The sequence below is a fragment of the Burkholderia sp. AW33-5 genome (genome assembly GCF_053427615.1).
On the sequence record NZ_JBSAXA010000026.1, the window covers coordinates 59,361 to 81,564 of the forward strand.

17 protein-coding genes are annotated in these 22,204 nt (G+C 67.5%); 9 read left to right on the forward strand and 8 right to left on the reverse strand.

Going from position 1 to position 22,204, the window contains the following annotated elements; genetic code table 11:
* Window positions 1-73 precede the first annotated feature (73 nt).
* Entirely contained in the window at window positions 74-1,585 is a 1,512-nt protein-coding gene (amaB, locus tag ACV22V_RS28105) for an L-piperidine-6-carboxylate dehydrogenase (protein ID WP_059532606.1), read from the reverse strand.
* 660 nt (window positions 1,586-2,245) lie between these two features.
* Between amaB and ACV22V_RS28110 the strand changes: the two genes are divergently transcribed.
* From ACV22V_RS28110 to ACV22V_RS28120, 3 genes are all read left to right on the forward strand, one after another.
* A complete protein-coding gene (locus ACV22V_RS28110; RefSeq protein ID WP_448016135.1) occupies window positions 2,246-3,826 on the forward strand; it encodes an amino acid permease in 1,581 nt (526 codons plus the stop codon).
* Between the two features lie 135 nt (window positions 3,827-3,961).
* On the forward strand, window positions 3,962-5,230 hold the full coding sequence (locus ACV22V_RS28115; protein ID WP_448016136.1) for an NAD(P)/FAD-dependent oxidoreductase: 1,269 nt from the start codon (window positions 3,962-3,964) through the stop codon (window positions 5,228-5,230).
* Between the two features lie 115 nt (window positions 5,231-5,345).
* Window positions 5,346-6,020, forward strand: a complete 675-nt coding sequence (locus ACV22V_RS28120; RefSeq protein WP_059464545.1) for a TetR family transcriptional regulator — start codon at window positions 5,346-5,348, stop codon at window positions 6,018-6,020.
* A 123-nt stretch (window positions 6,021-6,143) separates the two neighbouring features.
* Here the strand turns inward: ACV22V_RS28120 and ACV22V_RS28125 are convergent, their stop codons facing one another.
* Together ACV22V_RS28125 and ACV22V_RS28130 are read right to left on the reverse strand one after the other, a co-directional pair.
* The gene (locus ACV22V_RS28125) at window positions 6,144-7,970 is read right to left on the reverse strand and encodes a phospholipase D-like domain-containing protein (protein WP_448016137.1); all 1,827 of its coding nucleotides are present in this window, start codon (window positions 7,968-7,970) and stop codon (window positions 6,144-6,146) included.
* A 104-nt stretch (window positions 7,971-8,074) separates the two neighbouring features.
* Window positions 8,075-8,833 (reverse strand): DeoR/GlpR family DNA-binding transcription regulator, encoded by a 759-nt coding sequence (locus ACV22V_RS28130; RefSeq protein WP_059532616.1) that lies wholly within the window; start codon window positions 8,831-8,833, stop codon window positions 8,075-8,077.
* Between the two features lie 205 nt (window positions 8,834-9,038).
* Here ACV22V_RS28130 and ACV22V_RS28135 point away from each other — a divergent pair, with 205 nt between their 5' ends.
* The 3 genes from ACV22V_RS28135 (at window position 9,039) to nadE (ending at window position 11,356) form a co-directional block, all read left to right on the forward strand.
* On the forward strand, window positions 9,039-9,224 hold the full coding sequence (locus ACV22V_RS28135; RefSeq protein WP_006752380.1) for a hypothetical protein: 186 nt from the start codon (window positions 9,039-9,041) through the stop codon (window positions 9,222-9,224).
* Between the two features lie 188 nt (window positions 9,225-9,412).
* A complete protein-coding gene (locus ACV22V_RS28140) occupies window positions 9,413-10,282 on the forward strand; it encodes a DMT family transporter (RefSeq protein ID WP_448016138.1) in 870 nt (289 codons plus the stop codon).
* 225 nt (window positions 10,283-10,507) lie between these two features.
* Window positions 10,508-11,356: an ammonia-dependent NAD(+) synthetase gene (nadE, locus tag ACV22V_RS28145; protein ID WP_448016139.1), complete on the forward strand. Its 849-nt coding sequence runs from the start codon at window positions 10,508-10,510 to the stop codon at window positions 11,354-11,356.
* A 79-nt stretch (window positions 11,357-11,435) separates the two neighbouring features.
* On the opposite strand, the gene ACV22V_RS28150 is transcribed toward nadE, so the two are convergent.
* The 3 genes from ACV22V_RS28150 to ACV22V_RS28160 form a co-directional block, all read right to left on the reverse strand.
* Complete coding sequence (locus tag ACV22V_RS28150) at window positions 11,436-13,112, reverse strand: S10 family peptidase (protein WP_448016140.1); 1,677 nt, start codon at window positions 13,110-13,112, stop codon at window positions 11,436-11,438.
* Between the two features lie 73 nt (window positions 13,113-13,185).
* Entirely contained in the window at window positions 13,186-14,775 is a 1,590-nt protein-coding gene (locus tag ACV22V_RS28155; protein ID WP_448016141.1) for a S53 family peptidase, read from the reverse strand.
* A 205-nt stretch (window positions 14,776-14,980) separates the two neighbouring features.
* Window positions 14,981-15,604 (reverse strand): LysE family translocator, encoded by a 624-nt coding sequence (locus ACV22V_RS28160; RefSeq protein WP_059691636.1) that lies wholly within the window; start codon window positions 15,602-15,604, stop codon window positions 14,981-14,983.
* Between the two features lie 134 nt (window positions 15,605-15,738).
* Between ACV22V_RS28160 and ACV22V_RS28165 the strand changes: the two genes are divergently transcribed.
* Window positions 15,739-16,203, forward strand: coding sequence for an Lrp/AsnC family transcriptional regulator (locus tag ACV22V_RS28165; protein WP_050016315.1), 465 nt, complete (start codon window positions 15,739-15,741; stop codon window positions 16,201-16,203).
* A gap of 68 nt (window positions 16,204-16,271) precedes the next feature.
* Here ACV22V_RS28165 and ACV22V_RS28170 read toward each other — a convergent pair whose 3' ends face one another.
* Window positions 16,272-17,183, reverse strand: a complete 912-nt coding sequence (locus ACV22V_RS28170) for a LysR family transcriptional regulator (protein ID WP_059532632.1) — start codon at window positions 17,181-17,183, stop codon at window positions 16,272-16,274.
* Window positions 17,184-17,322: 139 nt separating this feature from the next.
* Between ACV22V_RS28170 and speB the strand changes: the two genes are divergently transcribed.
* Window positions 17,323-18,279: an agmatinase gene (speB, locus tag ACV22V_RS28175; RefSeq protein WP_448016142.1), complete on the forward strand. Its 957-nt coding sequence runs from the start codon at window positions 17,323-17,325 to the stop codon at window positions 18,277-18,279.
* Between the two features lie 53 nt (window positions 18,280-18,332).
* The gene (locus ACV22V_RS28180; protein WP_448016143.1) at window positions 18,333-19,658 is read left to right on the forward strand and encodes an MFS transporter; all 1,326 of its coding nucleotides are present in this window, start codon (window positions 18,333-18,335) and stop codon (window positions 19,656-19,658) included.
* Between the two features lie 152 nt (window positions 19,659-19,810).
* Here ACV22V_RS28180 and metE read toward each other — a convergent pair whose 3' ends face one another.
* Window positions 19,811-22,105, reverse strand: coding sequence for a 5-methyltetrahydropteroyltriglutamate--homocysteine S-methyltransferase (gene metE, locus ACV22V_RS28185; RefSeq protein WP_448016144.1), 2,295 nt, complete (start codon window positions 22,103-22,105; stop codon window positions 19,811-19,813).
* Window positions 22,106-22,204 lie beyond the last annotated feature (99 nt).

A 22,204-nucleotide genomic window follows, 5' to 3' on the forward strand; every position in this document is an offset into this window, starting at 1 on the left:
AGGGCCGGTTACCGCTTTCGCGGCAACCGGCCCTTGTCATTCGAACGTCAACGCGCCCTGACGGGCCGCTGCGTCACACGTCGAACTTCACGCCCTGCGCCAACGGCAACTGACGGCTGTAGTTGATCGTGTTCGTCGCACGGCGCATGTAGGCCTTCCACGCATCCGAACCCGACTCGCGGCCGCCGCCCGTTTCCTTCTCGCCGCCGAACGCGCCGCCGATCTCCGCGCCGCTCGTGCCGATGTTCACGTTGACGATCCCGCAATCGCTGCCCGCCGCCGACATGAACTGCTCGGCCTCGCGCATGTCGTTCGTGAAGATCGCCGACGACAGGCCCTGCGGCACCGCGTTGTGCACGTCGATCGCGTCTTCGAAGTCGTCGTAGACCATCACGTAGAGAATCGGCGCGAACGTCTCGCGCTCGACCACTGCCGATTGCTTCGGCATCCGTACGATGGCCGGACGCACGTAGTACGCATCCGCGTGACCGACATCGATGCGCTCGCCGCCCTTCACTTCGCCGCCCTGCTCGCGTGCGTCGGCCAGCGCCTTCTGCATCGCGTCGAACGACGCACGGTCGACCAGCGGGCCGACGAGCGTGCCTTCCTCGAGCGGGTTGCCGACCTTCACCGACGCATAGGCCTTCTCGATGCGCGGCAGCAACTGGTCGACGACGCTGCGATGCACGATCAGGCGGCGCAGCGTCGTGCAACGCTGGCCGGCCGTGCCGACCGCCGCGAACGTGACGGCGCGCACCACGAGGTCGAGGTCGGCGCTCGGCGCGACGATCATCCCGTTGTTGCCGCCGAGTTCGAGGATGCCGCGCGCGAGACGCTGGCTCAGCACCTTCGCGACTTCCGTGCCCATCCGCACGCTGCCGGTCGCGCTGATGACCGGCACCTTCTTCGACGACGTCAGCACCTCGCCGACGTCGCGCATGCCGAGCACGAGCTGGCTCAGGCCTTCCGGCGCGACGCCCGGATGCGTCTTGTCGAATTCGCGCAGCGCCTTGGCGAGCAGCTGGTGACATGCGATCGCGGTGAGCGGCGTCTTTTCCGACGGCTTCCACACGACCGGATCGCCGCACACGAACGCGAGCGCGGCATTCCACGCCCACACCGCGACCGGGAAGTTGAACGCCGAGATCACGCCGCACACGCCGATCGGGTGCCACGTCTCCATCATCCGGTGACCCGGGCGCTCGGACGCGATGGTCAGACCGTAAAGCTGACGCGACAGGCCGACCGCGAAGTCGCAGATGTCGATCATTTCCTGCACTTCGCCGAGCCCTTCCGACGTGATCTTGCCGGCTTCGAGCGTGACGAGGCGGCCGAGCTCGGCCTTGTGCTCGCGCAGCACGTTGCCGAACACGCGCACGAGCTCGCCGCGCACCGGCGCCGGCACCGTGCGCCACTTGAGGAATGCGTCGTGCGCGGCGTCGATCTTGCGCTCGGCGTCGGCCGGCGAGTCCACCGCCAGCGTCGCGAGCGTCGCGCCGTCGAGCGGCGAACGCGCGGTCAGCGCATTGCCTTTCCACTGGGCGAGATCGATGTCGAGCGCAGCAAGAATGTCGTTGAATTGCATCACTTCCTCTTCAGGGACAGATTGATCGGTGCGGCGGCGACGCCGCCCGCGTGATTCGATTGGAGCGCGTTCGCGCGCCGTGTGCAAGCGGATGCGCCAGGCGGGCCCGGTGCGCCGCCTGGCGCATCGCGCGGCGCCGCCGCCGGAAACCCGGCCCGACGGCACGCCCCGGCCTCGCGAGGCACGATCCATGAGACACATTGTCGATGGCCACAAGTCGGGCCGCTATTGATATTAACTCACGACTTCATTCCCAAAACGCAACACCTCGGCAGGACTGATCCGCCCGTTTCGACGCCGGCATGGGACGTATCCAGGGCCGATGGCCGGGCCGCCCGACCCGATTGCGCCGCGCGACAAGTTGATGACAAAGCCGCATCACCCTGTGCGGAAATATCGTTTGCCGCGCATGCGGCCGGCACACACAATCGGTGCGGCGTCGACGAGGTGCACGGCACCCGGCGCGCCGACGGCCGCCCAGCGGCAGCCGGACGACAGACGAAGACGACACGCGTCGCGCACCGCTGCACCGGTAAATCCGGTCGATCCGGTGGATCCGGACCATGCCCGCGAAGCAGTGCCGCCGACCGCCGGCCGGCCGCCGACGCGTCGCCCTTCGTCACCAAAAAACAATCCCGGAGACAGCGCCCAGCACCCGCCATGCATTCAGATGCCCGCCCCGACTCGCCCCGTCCGTCCGGCTCGCCGCCCGCGAAGCCGTCCCTCCACCGCGCGCTGCAGGCGCGTCATCTGCGGATGATCGCGATCGGCGGCTCGATCGGCACGGGCCTGTTCGTCGCGTCCGGCGCGTCGATCTCGCAGGCCGGCCCCGGCGGCGCGATGCTCGCGTACATGCTGATCGGCCTGATGGTCTACTTCCTGATGACGAGCCTCGGCGAAATGGCCGCGTTCATGCCGGTGTCGGGCTCGTTCGCGACCTACGGCGCGAAATTCGTCGACGAGGGCTTCGGTTTCGCGCTCGGCTGGAATTACTGGTACAGCTGGGCCGTGACGCTCGCGGTCGAACTCGTCGCCGCGCAGCTCGTGATGCACTACTGGTTTCCGCACGTGCCGGGCGTCTGGTGGAGCGCGATCTTCCTCACGCTGATCTTCGCGCTCAACGCGCTGTCGGTACGCGGTTTCGGCGAAGCCGAATACTGGTTCGCGCTGATCAAGGTGCTGACGGTGGTCGCGTTCGTCGGCATCGGCCTGTTGATGATCTTCGGGATCATGCAAGGCGGCCCGAGCGCGGGCTGGGGCAACTTCACGATCGGCGACGCGCCCTTCGCGGGCGGTTGGGCAACGATGCTCGGCGTCGCGATGATCGCGGGCTTCTCGTTCCAGGGCACCGAAATGATCGGCGTCGCGGCCGGCGAATCGGAGAACCCGCGCACGACGATCCCGCGCGCGGTCAGCCAGATCTTCTGGCGGATCCTGCTGTTCTACGTGTTCGCGATCTTCGTGATCGGCGTGCTGATTCCGTACACGGACCCGAGCCTGCTGAAGAGCGACGTGACCGACGTCGGCGTAAGCCCGTTCACGCTCGTGTTCCGCCATGCGGGCCTCGCGTTCGCGGCCGGCGTGATGAACGCGGTGATCCTGACGGCCGTGCTGTCGGCCGGCAACTCGGGCATGTACGCATCGACGCGGATGCTCTACAACCTCGCGGTCGAAGGCCGCGCGCCGAAGCTGTTCGCGAAGCTGTCGCCGGGCGGCGTGCCGCGCAACGCGCTGTACGCGACGACCGCCGTCGGCGCGCTGTGCTTCCTCACGTCGCTGTATGGCGACAAGACGGTGTACCTGTGGCTGCTGAACACGTCGGGCATGGCCGGTTTCATCACGTGGCTCGGCATCGCGGTCAGCCATTACCGGTTCCGCAAGGGCTTCCTGAAGCAGGGCTTTCGGCTCGACCAGTTGCCATACCGGTCGAAGTGGTTTCCGTTCGGCCCGCTGTTCGCATTCGCGTTGTGCGCCATCGTCGCGCTCGGCCAGGACTACCAGGCGTTCCTCGCCGACAAGATCGACTGGGCCGGCATCGCCGCGACCTACATCGGCCTGCCGTTCTTCCTCGCGATCTGGCTCGGCTACGCGCTGGTGCGCAAATGCCGCCTCGTCCGCTACGAGGACATGGAGATCGCGCCGTGGATCGAGCGCAACGCGCCGACCGAGGCGACGGTAAAGGCCGATGCCGGCTATCCGGCCTACGTCGCCGCCCCGGCCAACCCGACGCCGGGCGCCTGACGCCCGGTCGCGCAACGGCCGCCGCCCGATCGGCGCGGCCGTTGCACTGAAAACCCCATTCGACGCGGCGCGCGCGTTCAGGCAAGATCGACGCGCGCCGTCCGTTTTTCCGCCGTTACGAATCACCGAAAACGCATGCAGAACTTCTACGAAGCCACCGTTACCCGCCAGCCCTACCCGCAACTGACCGGCACGATCGACACGCACGTCTGCATCGTCGGCGGCGGCCTCGCCGGCCTGTGCACGGCGCTCGGCCTCGTCGAGCGCGGCGTGCGGGACGTCGTCGTGCTCGACGGCGAGCGGGTCGGCTTCGGCGCATCGGGCCGCAACGGCGGCTTCGTGTTCGGCGGCTACAGCCTCGACAACGCGGACCTGCTGCGCACGCTCGGCCGCGACGAAGGCCGCCGCCTGTACCGGCTCACCGTCGATGCCGTCGACCTGATCCGCGCGCGGATCGCCCGCTACGGAATCGACTGCGACATCGTCGACGAGGGCGTGATGCTCGCGAACTGGTTCGACGATCCATCGCGGCTCGACGGCGTGCGCACGCTGATGAAGCAGGAATTCAACGTCGACTGGGAACCGGTCGCGACCGACGCGCTGCGCGCGCGGCTGAAGACGCAGCGCTATTACGGCGGCCTGTTCGAGCCGAACGCGTTCCACTTCCATCCGCTCAAGTACGTGCTCGGCGTCGCGGCGGCCGCATCGCGCGGCGGCGCGCGCGTGTACGAACGCTCGGCCGCGCTCGGCATCGCGCGCGAAGGTGCCGGCTATGTCGTGCGCACGGCGCAGGGCACGGTGCGCGCGAAGGACGTCGTGTTCGCCGGCGGCGGTTACGCGCGCGGCGTGTCGCCGCGCATCGAGCGCGCGGTGCTGCCGATCGCGACTTACGTGATCGCGACCGAACCGCTCGGCACGCGCCTGCCGGACGCGATCGACGCGCCGTACGCGATCTACGACACGCGTTTCGCGTTCGACTACTACCGTCCGCTGAAGGACACGCGCATTCTGTGGGGCGGCCGGATCTCGGTGCTCGACCGCGGCCCCGACGCGATCGCGCGGCTGCTGCGACGCGACCTGCTGCGCGTGTATCCGCAGCTCGAAGGCGTGAAGGTCGAATACGCCTGGGGCGGGCTGATGAGCTACGCGCGGCACAAGATGCCGCAGATCGGCCGCGACGCGGACGGCGTGTGGCACGCGATCGCATTCGGCGGTCACGGGATGGCGCCCACCACCGTCGCCGGCGAAGCGCTCGCCGCCGCGCTTGCCGGCGAGCGGCCCGTGCCGGAAGGCTTCGCCGCGTTCGGGCTCACGCGCACGTTCGGGCTCGCGGGCCTCGCCGCCGCGCAGCTCACGTACACCGCGTACCAGGCCCGCGACGCGCTCGCGTCGTGCCGGCGCTGAGCGGCGTCAGCAGCCGAAACCGCCCGGCCGATTAGAGCGAAAGGTCGGCCGGGCGGGCATTTCCCGCATGCTAGAATGGTTTCTTCATGCCGCCGCGAACTCACAACAAAGTCACATGAAAGCTGGAAGCAAGGCCGCCACGTCCGAAAGCCGCGCGCTTGCGACCGATGCGCGGCGCAAATACGATCCCGAGCAAACCAAGCGCAACATCCTCGACGTCGCCACGCAGGAGTTTTCCGCGATGGGCCTCGCCGGTGCGCGCGTCGACGCGATCGCCGAGCGCACGAACACGACGAAGCGGATGCTCTACTACTACTTCGAAAGCAAGGAAGGCCTGTACGAGGCCGTGCTGGAGAAGGTGTACGGCGACATCCGCGCGCTCGAGCAGGAACTGCACGTCGGCGACATGGAGCCGCGCGAAGGCATGCGCCGGCTCGTCGAATTCACGTTCGACTATCACGACAAGCATCGCGACTTCGTCCGCCTCGTGTCGATCGAGAACATCCACGGCGCGAAGTATCTCGAGCAGCTGAAGTCGTTCAAGAACCGCAACGTCAGCATCATCAAGACGCTCGAGGAACTGCTCGAGCGCGGTGCGGCGAGCGGCGCCTTCCGCAAGGACATCGACGCGTTCGACCTGCATCTGCTGATCAGCTCGTTCTGCTTCCACCGCGTGTCGAACCGCTATACGTTCGGCGCCGCGTTCGGCCGCGACCCGTCGGCGCCGCGGCTGCGCGCGCGACATCGCGAGACGATCACCGACTCCGTGCTGCGCTACGTCGCCGCGTAGGCGCACCGCGCGATTCCGCCCGAAGGCCGGCTGACGATCACGCCACTCGCCGTCCGGCACACCTCCCGAACGTCGCCCTGCCGCGTGCAACCGGCATGAGCCGGACGCACGCGGCACGCTCCTTCAGGCCGCCTCACGCCGCGCGTGCGTCGCGGGCGAGTCCGTCGGCACGGCCGACGCCAGCGCGATCCGCGCCTTCTCTTCCGGGCTTCCCGCCACGTAATACTTCTTCGCCCAGCTCGAATCCGGTGCGAGCGCGAGTTGCCGATGCGCACCGGCGCCATGCCGTTTCGTCTCGATCGACAGCGCCCGCGCGCGGTAGTGCTCGTAGAGCCGCAGGAATTCCGCGAGATAGATCGCCGCGATCCGCGTGTCGCGAATCTCGAGCAGGTTCTCGTCGTTGTACTGCTCGGAGTTGCGGCTCATGTTCGCCGAGCCCGTGTAGACGATCGGGTTCGCGCCTTCCGCATCGATCACGATGAACTTGTGGTGGATCACGACCGGCGGATACGCCGGCGCCGGCTCGCCCGGAAAGAGGCGCAGCTCCGGCTCGAAACCCTTCGGCACCGTCGCCGGCGAAAAATACGCGGCATCGATCACGTCGCGCCGATCGCGCTGGCGATGATAAAGCTCGAGGTTCGCGAGCGTCGCCGCATCGAGCGACTGCCCGTCGTGCTGCGCGGCATCGGCCTTCGTCGCGCTGCCGACGTTGATGCGGTTCACCAGGCCGAACATCATCAGACCACGATCGCCGGCTGCGAAGCATGCGTCGCGCAGCGCAGCGTCGGTCGGCATGAACAGGCAGAACGACACCGAATGCTTCGCGGCCGCGATCGCGGCGACGATCGTATCGATCTCGGTGCGCTGCCCCGCCGGCTCCGGCGAAAACGCGACGCGCACCTGCGCGCTGCCGATCGTCATCGGCGCCGACCAGCCCGCCGACAACTTCGCCGTCTCCGCGATCGGCGGATTCGCGGCCAGCGCCTGCGCACGCGCGTTGTACAGCGCCGCGAGCGCCGGCGAATCGAATGCGTGCAGCACGTTCGCCTGCTCCGTCAGCCCTTCGGTCGTGAAGTTCGCGGAGCCGGTCAGCACGCGCGCGGGCGTCACCGCGGTTGCCGCATTTGCCGGTGCGTCGGTCACGATGAACTTGTCGTGCATGATGTGCGTCCGATCGCGCGGCGCGAGCGTCGCGAGGCCCTGCAGCGCGTCGACGGCCGGCTGGTTCGGCGACGGCAGCGGCGGCTTGCCCTTGCGCGCGGTCGTGTGCGCGTCGTAGACGATCGCGAGCGACGCTTCGCCGTGCCGCCGTCCGAACGCCTCGAAAGCGGGCAGCGCCCACAGCGTGTCCGTCAGGTGATAGACGGCCGACACCGCGCGCGACGCGGGGTCGAGCATCGCCGCGAACACCTGCTCCATGTCGTTCGCGAGCCACGCGCGCAGCTTCAGTGCCTGGTCCGCGCTCGGCGCCGCATCCGGCGCGAGACCCAGCGCCGCGACCTGCTTCGCGAACGCCTGCGAGCTGACGACCGCACGGTTGAACCACGTGCCGACACCGTCCACGACGTGCGCGGGCAGCACGACATCGCACACGCCGGCCTCCGCATCGAGCACCTGCAGGTGCTCCGGCGTGCCGACGACAGGAAAGACGTCATAGCGGAACGACGCATCGCGGTCCTGCGAATCGATGCGCGCGTCCCACCACATGAATTTCTGGATCGGCGCCTGGTCGGTCGGTGCATCGCCCTGCGTGTCGGCGGCCGGGCCGTCGAACGTGAGCCGATTCGGTAGCCAGCTGTTCGGCGCCCGCGTCTTGCCGTCGGCCGACCAGAAGCCCGGCGTGCGCCGGATCGCGAAGCCGAGGAAGTCCGTGCGCGACGCCGCATCGGGCCAGTCGAAGGCAAGCAGGACGAGGGTCGGGGAAAGATAACTGCGTACGCTGACGGTCATTCGTTGCTCCTGCCGGACGGGCCGGTCGAGATGAATGAGTCAGTGTTGACGGTGGTTCTTCCCGCGCGATGACGGTTCGATGAACCTTGTATGTCGGACCCGCGTCAGTCGCACACGAGCAGCTCGATGCCGCGTGCGGTCAGCGCGCGGCGCACGGCCTTGTCCGGCGCGCGCTCGGTGACGAGGTAGCGCGCGGCCGATGTGCCGTTGATCCGCACCGGCGTCACGCGGCCGAACTTCGAATGGTCGGCGACGATGATCGCCGTGCCGGCCGCCGCGATCATCCGGCTGCGCACTTCGGCGGCGAGCCGCGAATAGTCGGTGCAGTCGCCGTCCGACGTGATGCCGCCCGCGCCGACGAACGCGAAATCGACATGGTATTGCGCGAGCTGCTGGATCGTATCGAGCCCGAACGTCGCGTCCTCGTCGTCGGACAGTTCGCCGCCGAGCAGCGTCACGCGATTGCCGTTGCGCCGCGCGAGCACGAATGCCGTGCGCCAGTCGTTCGTGTAGATCGACAGCCGGTGCCGGTCGGCCAGCGCGAGCGCGACCGCATGCGGCGTGCTGCCCGAGTCGATCAGCACCGATGCGTCGTCGGGCACGAATTCGGCCGCGCGTCGCCCGATCGTGCGCTTCGCTTCGGCGTTCGCCGCTTCACGTTCGGACAGGCTCGGCTCGCGGCGGTCCGCCGCCAGCGCGCCGCCGTGCGTCATCACGAGCAGGCCGCGCGCCGCGAGCGCATTCAGGTCGCGCCGGATCGTCTCGCGCGACACGTCGAGCGAGCGCACGAGTTCGGCAACCGACAGCGCGCCCGATCGTCCGAGCTCCGACAGAATGTATTGATGACGTTGTTCCGCCAGCATCGCAATGCGCCCGAGGCGACTGGTAATGGGTAAGCCGACCATTGTATTACGGCCGTTTGACCGCCATTTGACGGCGGCGCGGCTGGCGGTCGGCGCGTTTCACGAAAGCGAAATTCTGTATTGCCCGATGCGCGCGAATCGGCACGGCAAGCGGTTGCTACACTCTGCGCTTCGCCGAACGACAGACCATCAAGGGGCTTGCGCAATGTATCGCAAAGGCAGTGTGCTCGAAATCCAGTTTTCGCCAGAACGACTCAACGACGGCGCGGGCGATCCGTACTGGATCGACCTGACGCTCGACGAGGCGCGCCGGCTGTACGAACAGCTCGCCGCGCGCTTCGCGACCGACGCACGCGCGAACCAGCCGCTCGACACGTTCTCGCTCGACTGATCCTCCCGTCCTTTCCACGCGCCACGGCGCGCTTTCATGCCGCAGCACCTTCATCTGGCCGGCCGGTAACGGAATGGCCGCCGCGCACGCGCCACGGGCGAATGCAGAATCCGACAAGACGGCGGCTCCGGTTCCGCCGATACTGGCCGACTTCACGATTCGTCCGGCCGTATCGCGGCCCGCCATGCATGTTCAACTCGCTCGTCGCCGCGGCTTTCGTCGCGTTGTGGTCCACCGGCTTCATCGTCGCCCGGGCAATCAAGCCGTACGCCGATCCGAACCTGTTCCTGCTCGCGCGTTTCGCCGGCACGGCCGTGCTGTTCGGCGCGGTGGCGCTCGCCGCGCGCGCGCCGTGGCCGGCCCGCCGCGAATGGCCGCGCCACCTGATCGCGGGCGCGCTGCTGCAAGGCATCTATCTCGGCGCCAGCTACTGGGCCGTCGCGCAGGGGCTGAACGCGGGCGTGATGGCGTTGCTCGGCGCGCTGCAGCCGCTCGCCACCGCCGTGCTCGCGGTGCCGCTGTTCAATGAGCGCCTGCCCGCGCGCGGCTGGCTCGGGATGGCGCTCGGCCTCGCCGGCGTCGCGCTCGTGCTCGCGCCGAAAGTGGCGGGCGGCGTCGCGCCGCCGCCGGGCGCCGCACCCGCGTGGTTCGTCGTGGCCGTGTCGATCCTGTCGGTCGGCTCGATCACCGCCGGCTCGCTGTATCAGAAGGGCAAGCTGGCGCAGAACGACCTGCGCACGGCCGTCGCCGTGCAGAACCTGGGCGCGGCGATCGTCGCGGCGGTCTTCGTCGTGCTGCTGCACGAAACGCGCTGGATCGGCGCGCCGGCGCTGTGGATCTCGCTCGTGTGGGGCGTCGTGTTCCTGTCCGGCGGCGCGGTCACGATGCTGATGTGGATGCTGCGGCGCGGCAACGCCGCGCGCGCGACGTCGTTGCTGTTCCTCGCGCCGCCGCTTGCCGCACTGCAGGGCTACTTGCTGTTCGGCGAAACGCTCGCGGCCGTCCAGCTCGCCGGCTTCGGGCTCGCGCTGGTGGGCGTCGTGCTCGCGCGGCGCTGACGCGGGCGAGCGGAAGCAGAGCGCATCCTCACCGCGCCCCTTTCATGCATCGAAACGAGGCATCCGCGTGCACGCCGGAGCCTGCCGCCCCGCGCGCTGCCCCATGACGATGCAGCGCGTCTCGCCGATGCAACGCGCGGCCGCCGGATCGCATGCCCGGCGCGGCGTCGGGCCGCAATTGCGCTTATGATGAGCGCCTTGCATTTCGTTCCGGAACCACCCTCCATGACATCCGCCGATTACGCCAGCCGCCAACGCGCGATCATTGCCGAACTGAACGTCGCCCCGCAATTCGACGTCGATGCCGAAATCGCCCGCCGCGTCGACTTCCTCGCGCAGTACCTTCGTTCGACCGGCTTGCGGACCTACGTGCTCGGCATCAGCGGCGGCGTCGATTCGTCGACGGCCGGGCGGCTCGCGCAGCTGGCGGTCGAACGGCTGCGCGCCGACGGCTACGACGCCCGCTTCATCGCGATGCGCTTGCCGAACGGCGTGCAGAACGACGAAGCCGATGCACAGCGCGCGCTCGCGTTCGTGCGCGCGGACGAGACGTTCACGGTCGACGTGAAGCCGGCCGCCGACGCGATGCTCGCATCGCTCGTCGCCTCCGGCCACGCGTTCGAAAACCCGGCACAGCAGGATTTCGTGCACGGCAACATCAAGGCACGCGAGCGCATGATCGCGCAGTATGCGGTCGCCGGCGCGCGGCGCGGCATCGTGATCGGCACCGACCACGCGGCCGAATCGCTGATGGGTTTCTTCACGAAATTCGGCGACGGCGGCGCGGACGTGCTGCCGCTCGCCGGCCTGAGCAAGCGCCGCGTGCGCGCGATCGCCCGCGCGCTGGGCGGCGACGAACTGATCGTGATGAAGGTGCCGACGGCCGACCTCGAGGAACTGCGTCCGCTGCGCCCCGACGAGCACGCGTATGGCGTCACCTACGACGAGATCGACGATTTCCTCGAAGGCAAAACCGTGGCCGACAGCGTGTACGAAACAGTGCTGCGCTTCTACGACGGCTCGCGCCACAAGCGCGCGCTGCCGTACACGCCGTTCGACTGGCCGGCCGCATAAGCCGGGCCCCGTCGCCGCCGCACCATGCCGTGCCGCGCGAACCTGGCGGTTACGCGCGGCACATGCACGACGGGCGACGCTACGCGTGCCCGCCCGTCTTCTTCGCCTGCAATGCGCGAATCCGCATCCGCGCGCCCGTATCGCTGACCGTCGCGTCGTACATCGTCGCGAGATCGCGCTTGAGCGCGGTGCGCGAACCGCCGTCGAGATACACCATGTGCCCCGACGGATAAAAGCGCGCGGACAGGTTCTGCCGCACCTTCTGATCCTCGAGCGGCATCTGCTGCAGGTCGATCACGGTCTGGTAGAACGGCGTGACGAAATCGTAGAGGCCGTTCGCCGACAGCACCTTCAGGTCGACGTTCAGCGCCATCACCGCGGCGAGGTCGCCGGCCGTATAGAGAATCACGTTCCCCTTCGCATCGATGCCCTGCTGCGCGCCGGTCGGATCGATGTGGCTGAAGTCCCAGTTCTGGAACGCCTGGTCGTTCAGGTCCGTGAACGCGGAATTCGACGTGAACTTCAACTGCTCGTTCAGGTAGCTGTTCCACATCGCCGTGTAGACGCCGGTCACGGCCGTCATCGTCGGATCGTTGCCGCCCGAGTTCGGATCGATCTTGCCGGCGATGCCCGACGAGATTCCAGTCACGCGGCCGTCGTACGACCCGAGCGCCAGCCCCTGCGCGTGCAGCAACGTCGTCAGGAACAGCGAATTGCCACGCGCGTCGTAGCCCGCGATGTCGAGCCCCCAGGTCTGCAGCGTCGCGGTGTCGATGCCCGTGTAGCCCGCCAGCTTCCGCACGGCGGCCGGATCGGCATGCGGCACGTTGCGCAGTGCGGTCAGGTAATCGGTACGCGCGAACTGCGCGACTTCCTCGACGAACGTGCCGAGATCGGTCGGCGCGGGCGTGACGCCGAGCTTCTTGTGATACCACGCGTCGGCCGCGGCGGTCGGCAGCGCGCCGACCGGGTTGCCGGCCTGCCGGTAGTCGAGGATCGACGACTGCAGCGTGACGCCGTTCAGGTCGACGCCGTCCTCGTGCAGCTTGTACGCGAGCACGCAGCTGCGCGCGGTGCCGTACGACTCGCCGAACAGGTATTTCGGCGAATTCCAACGGTTGTTCTTCGTCAGGTAGCGCTTGATGAACTGCTTCAGCGAATTCGCATCCTGGTCGACGCCCCAGAAATTGCGGTTCTTGTTCGGCGCGACCGCCGCCGAATAGCCGGTGCCGACCGGGTTGATGAACACCAGGTCGCTGTGGTCGATCATGCTGTCCGGATTGTCTTCCATCTGGTACGGCGCGGGCGGCGTGAATCCCGGCATCGAGGTCTTGATGCGTTTCGGCGCGAACGAGCCGAGCAGCACGAACACCGACGACGACCCGGGCCCGCCGTTGTAGAAGAACGTGACGGGCCGCGTTTCCTCCTTCGCGCCGTCGGCCGTGAACGCGACGTAGAAGATCTTCGCGGCCGGCAGCGAACTGCTCGGGTCGACCGTCACGAGATGGCCGACCGTCGCCGTGTACGCGATGCGCTTGCCGTCGATCAGGATCGTATGGTGCGTGATCGCGGCGGCTTCGGTGGTGTCTGTGACCGAGTCGTCGGGGCCGTTGCCGTACGCGACCGGATCGAAGAACGGCTGGTCGCGGCCGTGGCTCAGCGCGACCGGATTGATGGTCGGCGGCACGCCATGCGAATTGTGGTCGCCGTGATGCAGCGGATACACGCCGCCGGAGGATGCGGAATCGATGCCCATCGTGCTGCTCCTGGAGGTGAAAAAAGACGCGGGCAGGAAACCCGCGTCGCGTGAAAAGGCCTGTGCCGGCGTATCAGCTCGACGGCTTGCGCGCGAGAATTGCCGCGAGTTTCGCGCCGTCGGGGCTGCCGAGGCCCGTGCATGCATCCCAGCCGGACGCGGCTGCATACGTGCCGTTCGAGCCTTTGGTGATGTCGCGCAGCGCGCCCGGATTCTTGTACAGCGCCGGATTGATCCAGCCGGCCGATGCGCCTGCCGCCGCGTTGATCCGTGCGATCAGCGCGGCCCACAACGGCGCGACCGCGCTCGTGCCGCCCATCACCGCGGGCGTGCCGGCGATCGACACCTCGTAGCCCGTCTGCGGCGATGCATCGCCGGCGACGTCCGGCACGCCGCGCTTCGCGAGCGGCATGCTGCTGCCGTCGGCGAGCGCAACCTTCAATCCTTGCTGCCATGCCGGCAGGTCGAACAGCGTGCTGACGCCGCCGCCGCCCGCGCCGCCACCGGACGCCTCGTCGTTCCACGTGACCTCGCCGCGGATGCCCTGCCCGGGCAGCGCATCGAGCTGCGTGCCGCCGCAGCCGAGCACGTACGGGCTCGATGCGGGGAAGTCGACGTGATCGGTGCCGTCCTGCAACCCGTCGCCCGAGCCGCTGTCGCCCGACGCCGCGCACACGGTGATGCCCTGCGCGGCGGCCGCCTGCAACACACGGTTGAACGCCTGCGCCGACTGCGCCTGCCAGATCGCTTCCGGCCCGCCCCAGCTGATCGAAATCACCGACGGCCTGTTGGTCTTGTCGGTGACGGCCGCGTTGACGGCCTGGATGAAGCCCGCGTCGCTGTTCGGCGCGAAATAGACCGCGATCTTCGCGGCCGGCGCGATCGCTCCGGCGATCTCGATGTCGAGCGCGACTTCACCGTCCGGGCCATTCGCGTCGCCGGTCGGCGCGTTGCGGCCGGTGCCGACGTTGACGTCAACGAGCGTCGGCGGCGTGTCGATGCCGAGCCCGCGGAAATACTGCTGGATATCGGCCGCGCGATAGCCGCCGCCGAGTTCGACGATCGCGATGCACTGCCCGGCGCCGTCGCCGGCCGGAAAACCGTACAGCGACGCGAGCTGGATCGGCGTAAACGTGACGCTCGTGGCGCCGCGCGCCGGCCTGAACGGCGGACGCAGCCGGAAGTGCGGCCGCGCCTGCGGGCGGCTGTCGAGGCCGAGCACGGCCGTGACGGCGTCGCCGAGCTCGTCCGGCAGCGCGATCGGGCCCGAGCGGCCGCGATACTGACCGATCGAACGATGCTCGAAACGCTCGAGCTTCACGCTGAATGCCGCTTCGAACTGCTGGATCGTGCCCGACAGCACGACGACGCTTTCGACCGGGTCGACGCGATCGACCGTCAACTGATGACGACGCGCGAAGTCCTCGGTCTTGCGGATGTCGTCGGAATGGGCGGAGAAACGCTGCGCGAAGGCTTCGCGCGACAGCGGTTTCGCCTGTGCGTCGCCGGTGGCGAGCTGGTGGACCAACGTATCGAGTTGCCCTTCTTCCTGCCGCCGCAACATGATCGTGACGTGGATGCGTTCTGCCGGATCGCACGGGCCGAGGCACTTGGACTCGGGGACGATTCGGGGTTCACGGTCGGCGTGAAGATGCCTTGCCATGTTCTGACCCTCCTTGGTACCGCGTTGCACGGAACAGCCAGGAAATCGGACATAGCCGGCGGAAGTCGGTTCCGTTCGGTCAGTCGGTTCGCGAATGCGCGAAGTTAAAGGGAGTTTAGATCAGTCAGACGATTTGCGCGCACGCCCTTCTGCGGTGGGGCATGGGCACGAAGGCCGGCATTGCACGCGGCCTCCGTCGATCGGCTCAATCCATCGACAGCCGCAGCGCGAACCCGATCAGCGCAGCGGAAAACGTCCAGCGCTGAACCGTCTGCGCGAGCGGATGCGCGCGCATCCACGCTGCGATGCGCGACGCGCCGAACACGCATGCGAGGTCGAAGCACACGCCGGCCGCGACCAGCAGCGCGCCGAGCTCGAACATCTGCCACACGACGGGCCCGGCCTCGGGCCGCACGAACTGCGGCAGCAGCACCGAGCAGAACAGCAGCGCCTTCGGATTCAGCAGGTTCGTCAGCAGCCCCTTGAAGAAGGACTGCCGCAGTTCGTCCGGGGCCGCCTCGTCGCCGTCGCCGAGTGCGAACACCGGCGAGCGGAACACCTGGATCGCGACGTACGCGAGATAAAGCGCGCCGCCGTAACGGATCGCTTCGTACAGCCAAGGCGCACTGCGGATCAGCGCCGCGACGCCGCATGCGGAGAGCGTCACGTGCGCGGTGCGGGACAGCGAAAGGCCGGCGGCCGCCGCCATGCCCGGGCGCACGCCGCGGCCGATGCTGGTCTGCAGCACGAGCGCCATGTCGGGCCCGGGCACCGCGTAGATGGCCGCCAGCGCGGCGAGATAAATCAACAGCAAATGCGTGGAAATCATGGTCTGCCCCCGTCCTTCAATGACGATATGTTGCCGCTGAAGGTGGAGGGATTATTGGCCATTTTTGGCTCAGCATTGGCGATCTATAGTGGAATCCGCCACAATCATGAAATCCAGACACGGATTCCGCCAACATGACCGAACTCGACAAAACCGATCGCGCGATTCTCGCCGCGGTGCAGCGCGACGGCCGCCTGCCGATCGCGCGCCTCGCCGAATCCGTCGGCCTGTCCGAAACGCCGTGCGCGCGGCGCCTGAAACGTCTCGAAAACGACGGCTACATCGAGCGCTACCGCGCGCAGTTGTCACGTCAGGCGCTCGGCTTCGGCGTCGTCGCGTTCGTGCTCGTGAGGTTCGCGACGCACGACCGCAAGGTCGCCGACCGGTTCGAACGGGAAGTGCTCGGCATCGAGCGGATCCTCGCGTGCCACAACGTCGCGGGCACGGCCGACTACCTGCTGCAGGTGGTCGCGCGCGATCTCGACGACTACGGCACGTTCCTGCGCGACTCGCTGCGGATGCTGCCGGGCGTCACGTCGATCGAATCGGCGCTGTCGCTACGGGAGGTGAAGCATGACGCGGGGTTGCCGGTGCCGTGATGCAGGCCGCGGCCCGCTCCGGCGTGACATTCATCCACAGTGCCGGCGTTGCCTGGCCGCACGCCGGTTCACACGACGTCGGGCGACTGGTGCGCGCGCTCGAGATCCTCGAGAAACGCCTCGACGAGCGGATCGCCGCGCCCATCGCGCGCCACGACCATGTGGAACGTGACCTCGTAATGCAGCCGATCCGGGCTGAGCGGCGCGAGGAGCCCTTGCGCGACATACGGCGCCGCGAAGTGCTGCGGCAGATAGCCGAGGTGATGGCCTGACAGGATCAGCAGCGCGACCGCCTCCATGTTGTCGGCGGTCGCGGTCACGCGATCGGGCGTGGTCGACATCTGCGCTTCCGGCAGCGGATACGAGCGCCAGGCCCATTCGAATCCCGCGACGTCGGCTGGCGTCAGCGCGCCGGCGCGTTCGAACAGCGGATGGCCGCGGCCGCAGTATGCGACCTGCCGCTCGACGAACAGCGGCGTGTAGTGCAGCGTCGGCACGCGATGCCAGAAGTAGCCGACCGCGATCTGGATCTCGCCGCTCAGCAGTTTTTCCTCGAGATCGCCCGGCGCACGCACCGAGATCGAGAAGCGCACGGCCTGGTCGCGCGTGCGGAACGCGGCGATCGCCTCCGCGATCCGCGCGTTCTGGCTGACCGGCGTATGACCGATCAGGCCGATATTCAGCGTACCGACGAGCTGGCGGTCCATGTGCCGCGCGGCCATCCCGAATTCGTCGAGCGCGGCGAGCAGCTTGCGGCTCATCGCGTGGAACCGCTCGCCCTTCGGCGTGAGCCGGAAGCCGCTGCGGCCGCGCTCGCAGAGCCGGTAGCCGAGCCGCGTCTCGAGCGACGACAGTTGCGCGCTGATCGTCGACTGGCCGACGTTCAGCATCGCCTGCGCGGCCGACACGCCGCCCGCGTCCGTGACCGCGAGAAACACGCGGATCAACCGCAGATCGAGGGTCGACAGATTCCCCAGCACGCTATTCCCCTTCCATACATCGATGAAAATCGATGTTTACGTCGATATCTTCGCATTCTTATTTCCGGTCGGACGCGTAAAACTATGCGCCAGGCCGCGTCGAATGATACGGCAACCCCACATCGGAAGAGACAAGCCCATGAACGATCACACCCATTTCCAGCCGCTCGGCGGCAATGAAATGCCGCGCAGCGGCGGCATCGCGACGATGATGCGCCTGCCGCACGTGGCGAGCGCCGCCGGCCTCGACGCGTGTTTCGTCGGCGTGCCGTTCGACCTCGGCACCTCCAATCGCACCGGCGCACGCTTCGGCCCGCGCCAGATCCGCACGGAATCGGTGCTGCTGCGCCCGTACAACATGGCCACGCGCGCCGCGCCGTTCGATTCGCTGCAGATCGCCGACATCGGCGACGTCGCGATCAACCCGTACAACCTGCACGATTCCATCGCGCGCATCGAGACCGCGTACGACGCGATTCTCGCGCACGACTGCAAGCCGATCACGCTCGGCGGCGACCACACGATCGCGCTGCCGATCCTGCGCGCGATCCACCGCAAGCACGGCAAGGTTGCATTGATCCACGTCGATGCACACGCCGACGTGAACGATACGATGATGGGCGAAAAGATCGCGCACGGCACGCCGTTCCGCCGCGCGGTCGAGGAAGGCCTGCTGCACGGCGACAAGGTCACGCAGATCGGCCTGCGCGGCACCGGCTACTCCGCCGAGGATTTCGACTGGTGCCGCGAGCAGGGCTTTCGCGTGGTCCAGGCCGAGGAATGCTGGAACAAGTCGCTCGCGCCGCTGATGGAAGAAGTGCGCGCGCGCATAGGCGACACGCCGGTCTACATCACCTTCGACATCGACGGCATCGATCCGGCCTATGCGCCGGGCACCGGCACGCCGGAAATCGCGGGCCTCACGGTGCCGCAGGCGCTCGAGATCATCCGCGGCGCGAAGGGGTTGAACATCGTCGGTTGCGATCTCGTCGAAGTCGCGCCGCCGTACGACCCGTTCGGCACCACGGCCCTGCTCGGCGCGAACCTCGCCTACGAGTTGCTGTGCGTGCTGCCCGGCGTCGCGTACCGCGACTGATCCCGGCACACGACCTATTCCAAATCAGAGGATTCCAGAGGAGCACATAACAGATGGGGACTGCCATCAAGCAACCGAAGCGGGCGGCGCTCGCTTCATTCGTCGGCACCACGATCGAATGGTACGACTTCTATAGCTACGCGACCGCCGCCGCCATCGTGTTCGGGCCGCTGTTCTTTCCCGGCGAAAGCCGTTTCGTCAGCCTGCTCGCGTCGTTCGGCTCGTTCGCGGTCGGCTTCTTCGCGCGGCCCCTCGGCGGCGTGATGTTCGGCTATCTCGGCGACCGCTTCGGCCGCAAGCGCTCGCTGCTCGCGACGTTGATGCTGATGGCCGTGTCGACGGTCGCGATCGGCCTGCTGCCAACCCATGCGCAGGCCGGCGTGATCGCACCGATCCTGCTGGTTCTGATGCGCGTGCTGCAAGGCATCGCGGTCGGCGGCGAATGGGGCGGCGCGGTGCTGCTCGCCGGCGAGCATGCGCCCGCAGGCAAGCGCACGTTCTTCGCGTCCTTCGCGCAGCTCGGCAGCGCGAGCGGCCTGATCCTGTCGATGCTCGCGTTCGGCGCGATCAGCACGCTGTCGAAGGACGACATGATGAGCTGGGGCTGGCGCGTGCCGTTCCTCGCGAGCGCCGTGCTGCTGGCGGTCGGCTTCGTGATCCGCGCGAGCGTGTCCGAGTCGCCCGAGTTCGAGGAAGTCAGGAAGAGCGGCAACACCGCGCAGAACCCGGTGCGCGAGGCGCTCAAGTACTGGCCGCTGCTGCTGCTCGCGATCGGCGCGAACGTGTACGGGATCGCCGGCGTGTATTTCAGCAACATCTTCATGATCAGCTACGCGACGCAGTTCCTGTCGCTCGACCGGTCGATGGTGCTGCATTGCATGACGATCGTCGCCGTGCTGCAGTTCGTCGTGCAGCTCGCCGCCGCGTTCATCGCGCAGCGCTTCGGCACGACGCGCGTGCTGCTGATCACCGGCGCCTGGGCCGCGATCGTGCCGTTCGTGATGCTGCCGCTCGTGCACATGGGCACGCCGTTGTCGATCACGGTCGGCGTCGGCCTCGCGACGCTCGCGGAATCGGGCTACTACTCGGTGGTCGCGGGTTTCGTCAGCGGCATCTTCATCGCGCGCATCCGCTACACGGCGATCTCGATCGCGTACCAGGTGTGCGGTGCGATCGCCGGCGGCCTCACGCCGCTCGTCGCCACGCTGATCGCACAGAACACCGCGCCGCAATGGTGGCCGCTCGCGATTCAGTACACGAGCGCCGCCGTGCTGTCGTCGGTGTGCGTGTGGCTGATCTCGCGCCGCGTCAGCATCGACGATGCCGGCGCGCCCGGCAAGGCGGACGAAACGCTGCCGCGCGGCGCACGCACCGCGTAACCCCACGCAACGGGCAGGCGACATCGCCTGCCCGTTTGCATTGGGCGTACCGCGGTACGCCGCAACGTCCCCAAACGCTCATCACGACATGCGGGCCGCCGTTTATACCGCCCGATCGTCGATCGCGACGACATTCGCCCCGCGTTCGCGCGTTATCGCACCTGGCTGCGCAGCGTCTTCGCGGCGGCGACCATGTTCGTCAGCGCCGGAATCACTTCCGCCCACTGGCGCGTCTTCAGCCCGCAGTCCGGGTTCACCCACAGGCGCTCCGCCGGAATCCGCTCGGCCGCCTTCTTCATCAGGCCGACGATGTGATCTTGCGTCGGGATGTTCGGCGAGTGGATGTCGTACACGCCCGGCCCGATCTCATTCGGATACCTGAAGCTGTCGAACGCGTCGAGCAGCTCCATGTCCGACCGCGACGTCTCGATCGTGATCACGTCCGCATCCATGTCGGCGATCGACGCGATGATGTCGTTGAACTCCGAATAGCACATGTGCGTATGGATCTGCGTATCGTCCTGCACGCCGTTCGCTGTGATGCGGAACGACTCGACCGCCCATTCCAGGTACTCGTCCCATTGCGCGCGGCGCAGCGGCAGCCCTTCGCGCAGCGCGGCCTCGTCGATCTGGATCACGCGCACGCCGGCCTTCTCGAGATCGAGCACTTCGTCGCGGATCGCGAGCGCGAGCTGGTAGCACGACACCGAACGCGGCTGGTCGTCGCGCACGAACGACCAGTTCAGGATCGTCACCGGGCCGGTCAACATGCCCTTCATCGGCTTGTTCGTCAGCGACTGCGCATACGCGATCCATTCGACCGTCATCGCCTTCGGGCGGCTGATGTCGCCGAACAGGATCGGCGGCTTCACGCAGCGCGAACCGTACGACTGCACCCAGCCGAACTGGCTGAATGCGTAGCCGTCGAGCTGCTCGCCGAAGTATTCGACCATGTCGTTGCGTTCGGCTTCGCCATGCACCAGCACGTCGAGCTCGAGCAATTCCTGCTCGCGCACGCTGCGCGCGATTTCCGCCTGCATCGCCTCGCGGTAACCGGCTTCATCCAGCACGCCGGCCTTGAACTGGCTGCGCGCCAGGCGAATCTCGGCGGTCTGTGGAAACGAGCCGATCGTCGTCGTCGGGAACGCTGGCAGGTTCAGGCGCGCGGACTGTTTCGGCGCGCGCTGCGTGTACGGGCTCGCGCGATTGCCGAGTTGCGCGTCGATGCGCGCGATCGCGGCCTTCACCGCCGGGTTGTTCACGCGCGGCGAGCGACGGCGTGCGTCGATCGCGGCAGCATTCGCGCTGAGCGCGTCGGCCACCTTGTCGCGGCCTTCGTTCAGCGCGGTCGCGAGCACCTTCAGTTCGTCGAGCTTCTGCAGCGCGAACGCGAGCCATGCGCGGATCTCCGCGTCGAGCTTCTCCTCGTTCGCGAGATCGACCGGCACATGCAACAGCGAGCACGACGGTGCGAGCCACAGGCGATCGCCCAGTCGCTGCGCGAGCGGTTCGAGCCAGTCGAGCGTCGCGTTCAGGTCCGTCTTCCAGATGTTGCGGCCGTTGATCGCGCCCACCGACAGCACGCGGTCGGCCGGCAGTTCGCGCACGAGTGCATCGATTTCGTCGCGGGCGTTGATCGCATCGATATGCAGGCCGTCGACCGGCAGCGAGACCGCGAGCGTCAGATTTTCCTTGAGCTGTCCGAAGTACGTCGCGAGCAGCAGCTTGATGCGGCGCGTCTCGAGCGCGTCGTACGCGGTGCGCAGCGCCAGGCGCCATTCGGCGTCGAGCTCGGTGACGAGGATCGGTTCGTCGATCTGCACCCATTCGACACCCTGCGCGGTCAGCGTGTCGAGCAGCGCGCCATATACCGGCAGCAACTTCGGCAGCAGCGCGAGGCGATCGGAATCGTCCTTCGCCTTGCCGAGCCACAGATACGTGACGGGGCCGAGAATCACCGGCTTCGCGGCGACGCCCTGCGCCTGCGCTTCCGCCAGTTGCTGGAGCAGGCGCGACGGATCGAGCGAGAAGTTCGTGTCCGCGTGGAACTCCGGCACGATGTAGTGATAGTTCGTGTCGAACCACTTCGTCATTTCACCGGCCGCGACACCGCCGCAGCATGCCGCGTGTTCTTCCGCCGACTGCGCCGAACGGCCGCGCGCGACGCGGAAATAGTTGTCGAGCGCATCGCCATGGAAGTCCTGCACGCGCTTCGGCAGGTTGCCGAGCGTGAAGCTCATGTCGAGCACCTGATCGTAGAACGCGAAATCGCCGATCGGTACGAGATCGAGGTCGCGCTGGTCGTTCCAGTGGCGTTGGCGAAGTTCGGCGCCGAGTGCCTTCAGTTCGTCGCGCGTCGATTCGCCCTTCCAGTAGCGTTCGAGACCGAACTTGAGTTCGCGCTTCGCGCCGATACGCGGAAAACCGAGGTTGTGTGTCGTAACCATGAAGCTGCCATCCAGAAGAAATTGAAGATCCGGCAGCCATCATAGGGATTTCATCTCATGAAATAAAATGGCATTATTTCATTCATCCATTAAATCTGT

Bases quoted from the DNA above. Each gene is read 5' to 3' on its own strand.
- ACV22V_RS28135 (WP_006752380.1), top strand. From the start codon at position 9,039: ATGTATCGCAAAGGCAGTGTGCTCGAAATCCAGTTTTCGCCAGAACGA.
- ACV22V_RS28120 (WP_059464545.1), top strand. From the start codon at position 5,346: ATGAAAGCTGGAAGCAAGGCCGCCACGTCCGAAAGCCGCGCGCTTGCG.
- ACV22V_RS28180 (WP_448016143.1), top strand. From the start codon at position 18,333: ATGGGGACTGCCATCAAGCAACCGAAGCGGGCGGCGCTCGCTTCATTC.
- nadE (WP_448016139.1), top strand. From the start codon at position 10,508: ATGACATCCGCCGATTACGCCAGCCGCCAACGCGCGATCATTGCCGAA.
- amaB (WP_059532606.1), bottom strand. From the start codon at position 1,585: ATGCAATTCAACGACATTCTTGCTGCGCTCGACATCGATCTCGCCCAG.
- ACV22V_RS28140 (WP_448016138.1), top strand. From the start codon at position 9,413: ATGTTCAACTCGCTCGTCGCCGCGGCTTTCGTCGCGTTGTGGTCCACC.
- ACV22V_RS28155 (WP_448016141.1), bottom strand. From the start codon at position 14,775: ATGGCAAGGCATCTTCACGCCGACCGTGAACCCCGAATCGTCCCCGAG.
- ACV22V_RS28125 (WP_448016137.1), bottom strand. From the start codon at position 7,970: ATGACCGTCAGCGTACGCAGTTATCTTTCCCCGACCCTCGTCCTGCTT.
- ACV22V_RS28115 (WP_448016136.1), top strand. From the start codon at position 3,962: ATGCAGAACTTCTACGAAGCCACCGTTACCCGCCAGCCCTACCCGCAA.
- ACV22V_RS28150 (WP_448016140.1), bottom strand. From the start codon at position 13,112: ATGGGCATCGATTCCGCATCCTCCGGCGGCGTGTATCCGCTGCATCAC.
- ACV22V_RS28165 (WP_050016315.1), top strand. From the start codon at position 15,739: ATGACCGAACTCGACAAAACCGATCGCGCGATTCTCGCCGCGGTGCAG.
- speB (WP_448016142.1), top strand. From the start codon at position 17,323: ATGAACGATCACACCCATTTCCAGCCGCTCGGCGGCAATGAAATGCCG.
- ACV22V_RS28160 (WP_059691636.1), bottom strand. From the start codon at position 15,604: ATGATTTCCACGCATTTGCTGTTGATTTATCTCGCCGCGCTGGCGGCC.
- ACV22V_RS28110 (WP_448016135.1), top strand. From the start codon at position 2,246: ATGCATTCAGATGCCCGCCCCGACTCGCCCCGTCCGTCCGGCTCGCCG.
- ACV22V_RS28130 (WP_059532616.1), bottom strand. From the start codon at position 8,833: ATGCTGGCGGAACAACGTCATCAATACATTCTGTCGGAGCTCGGACGA.
- metE (WP_448016144.1), bottom strand. From the start codon at position 22,105: ATGGTTACGACACACAACCTCGGTTTTCCGCGTATCGGCGCGAAGCGC.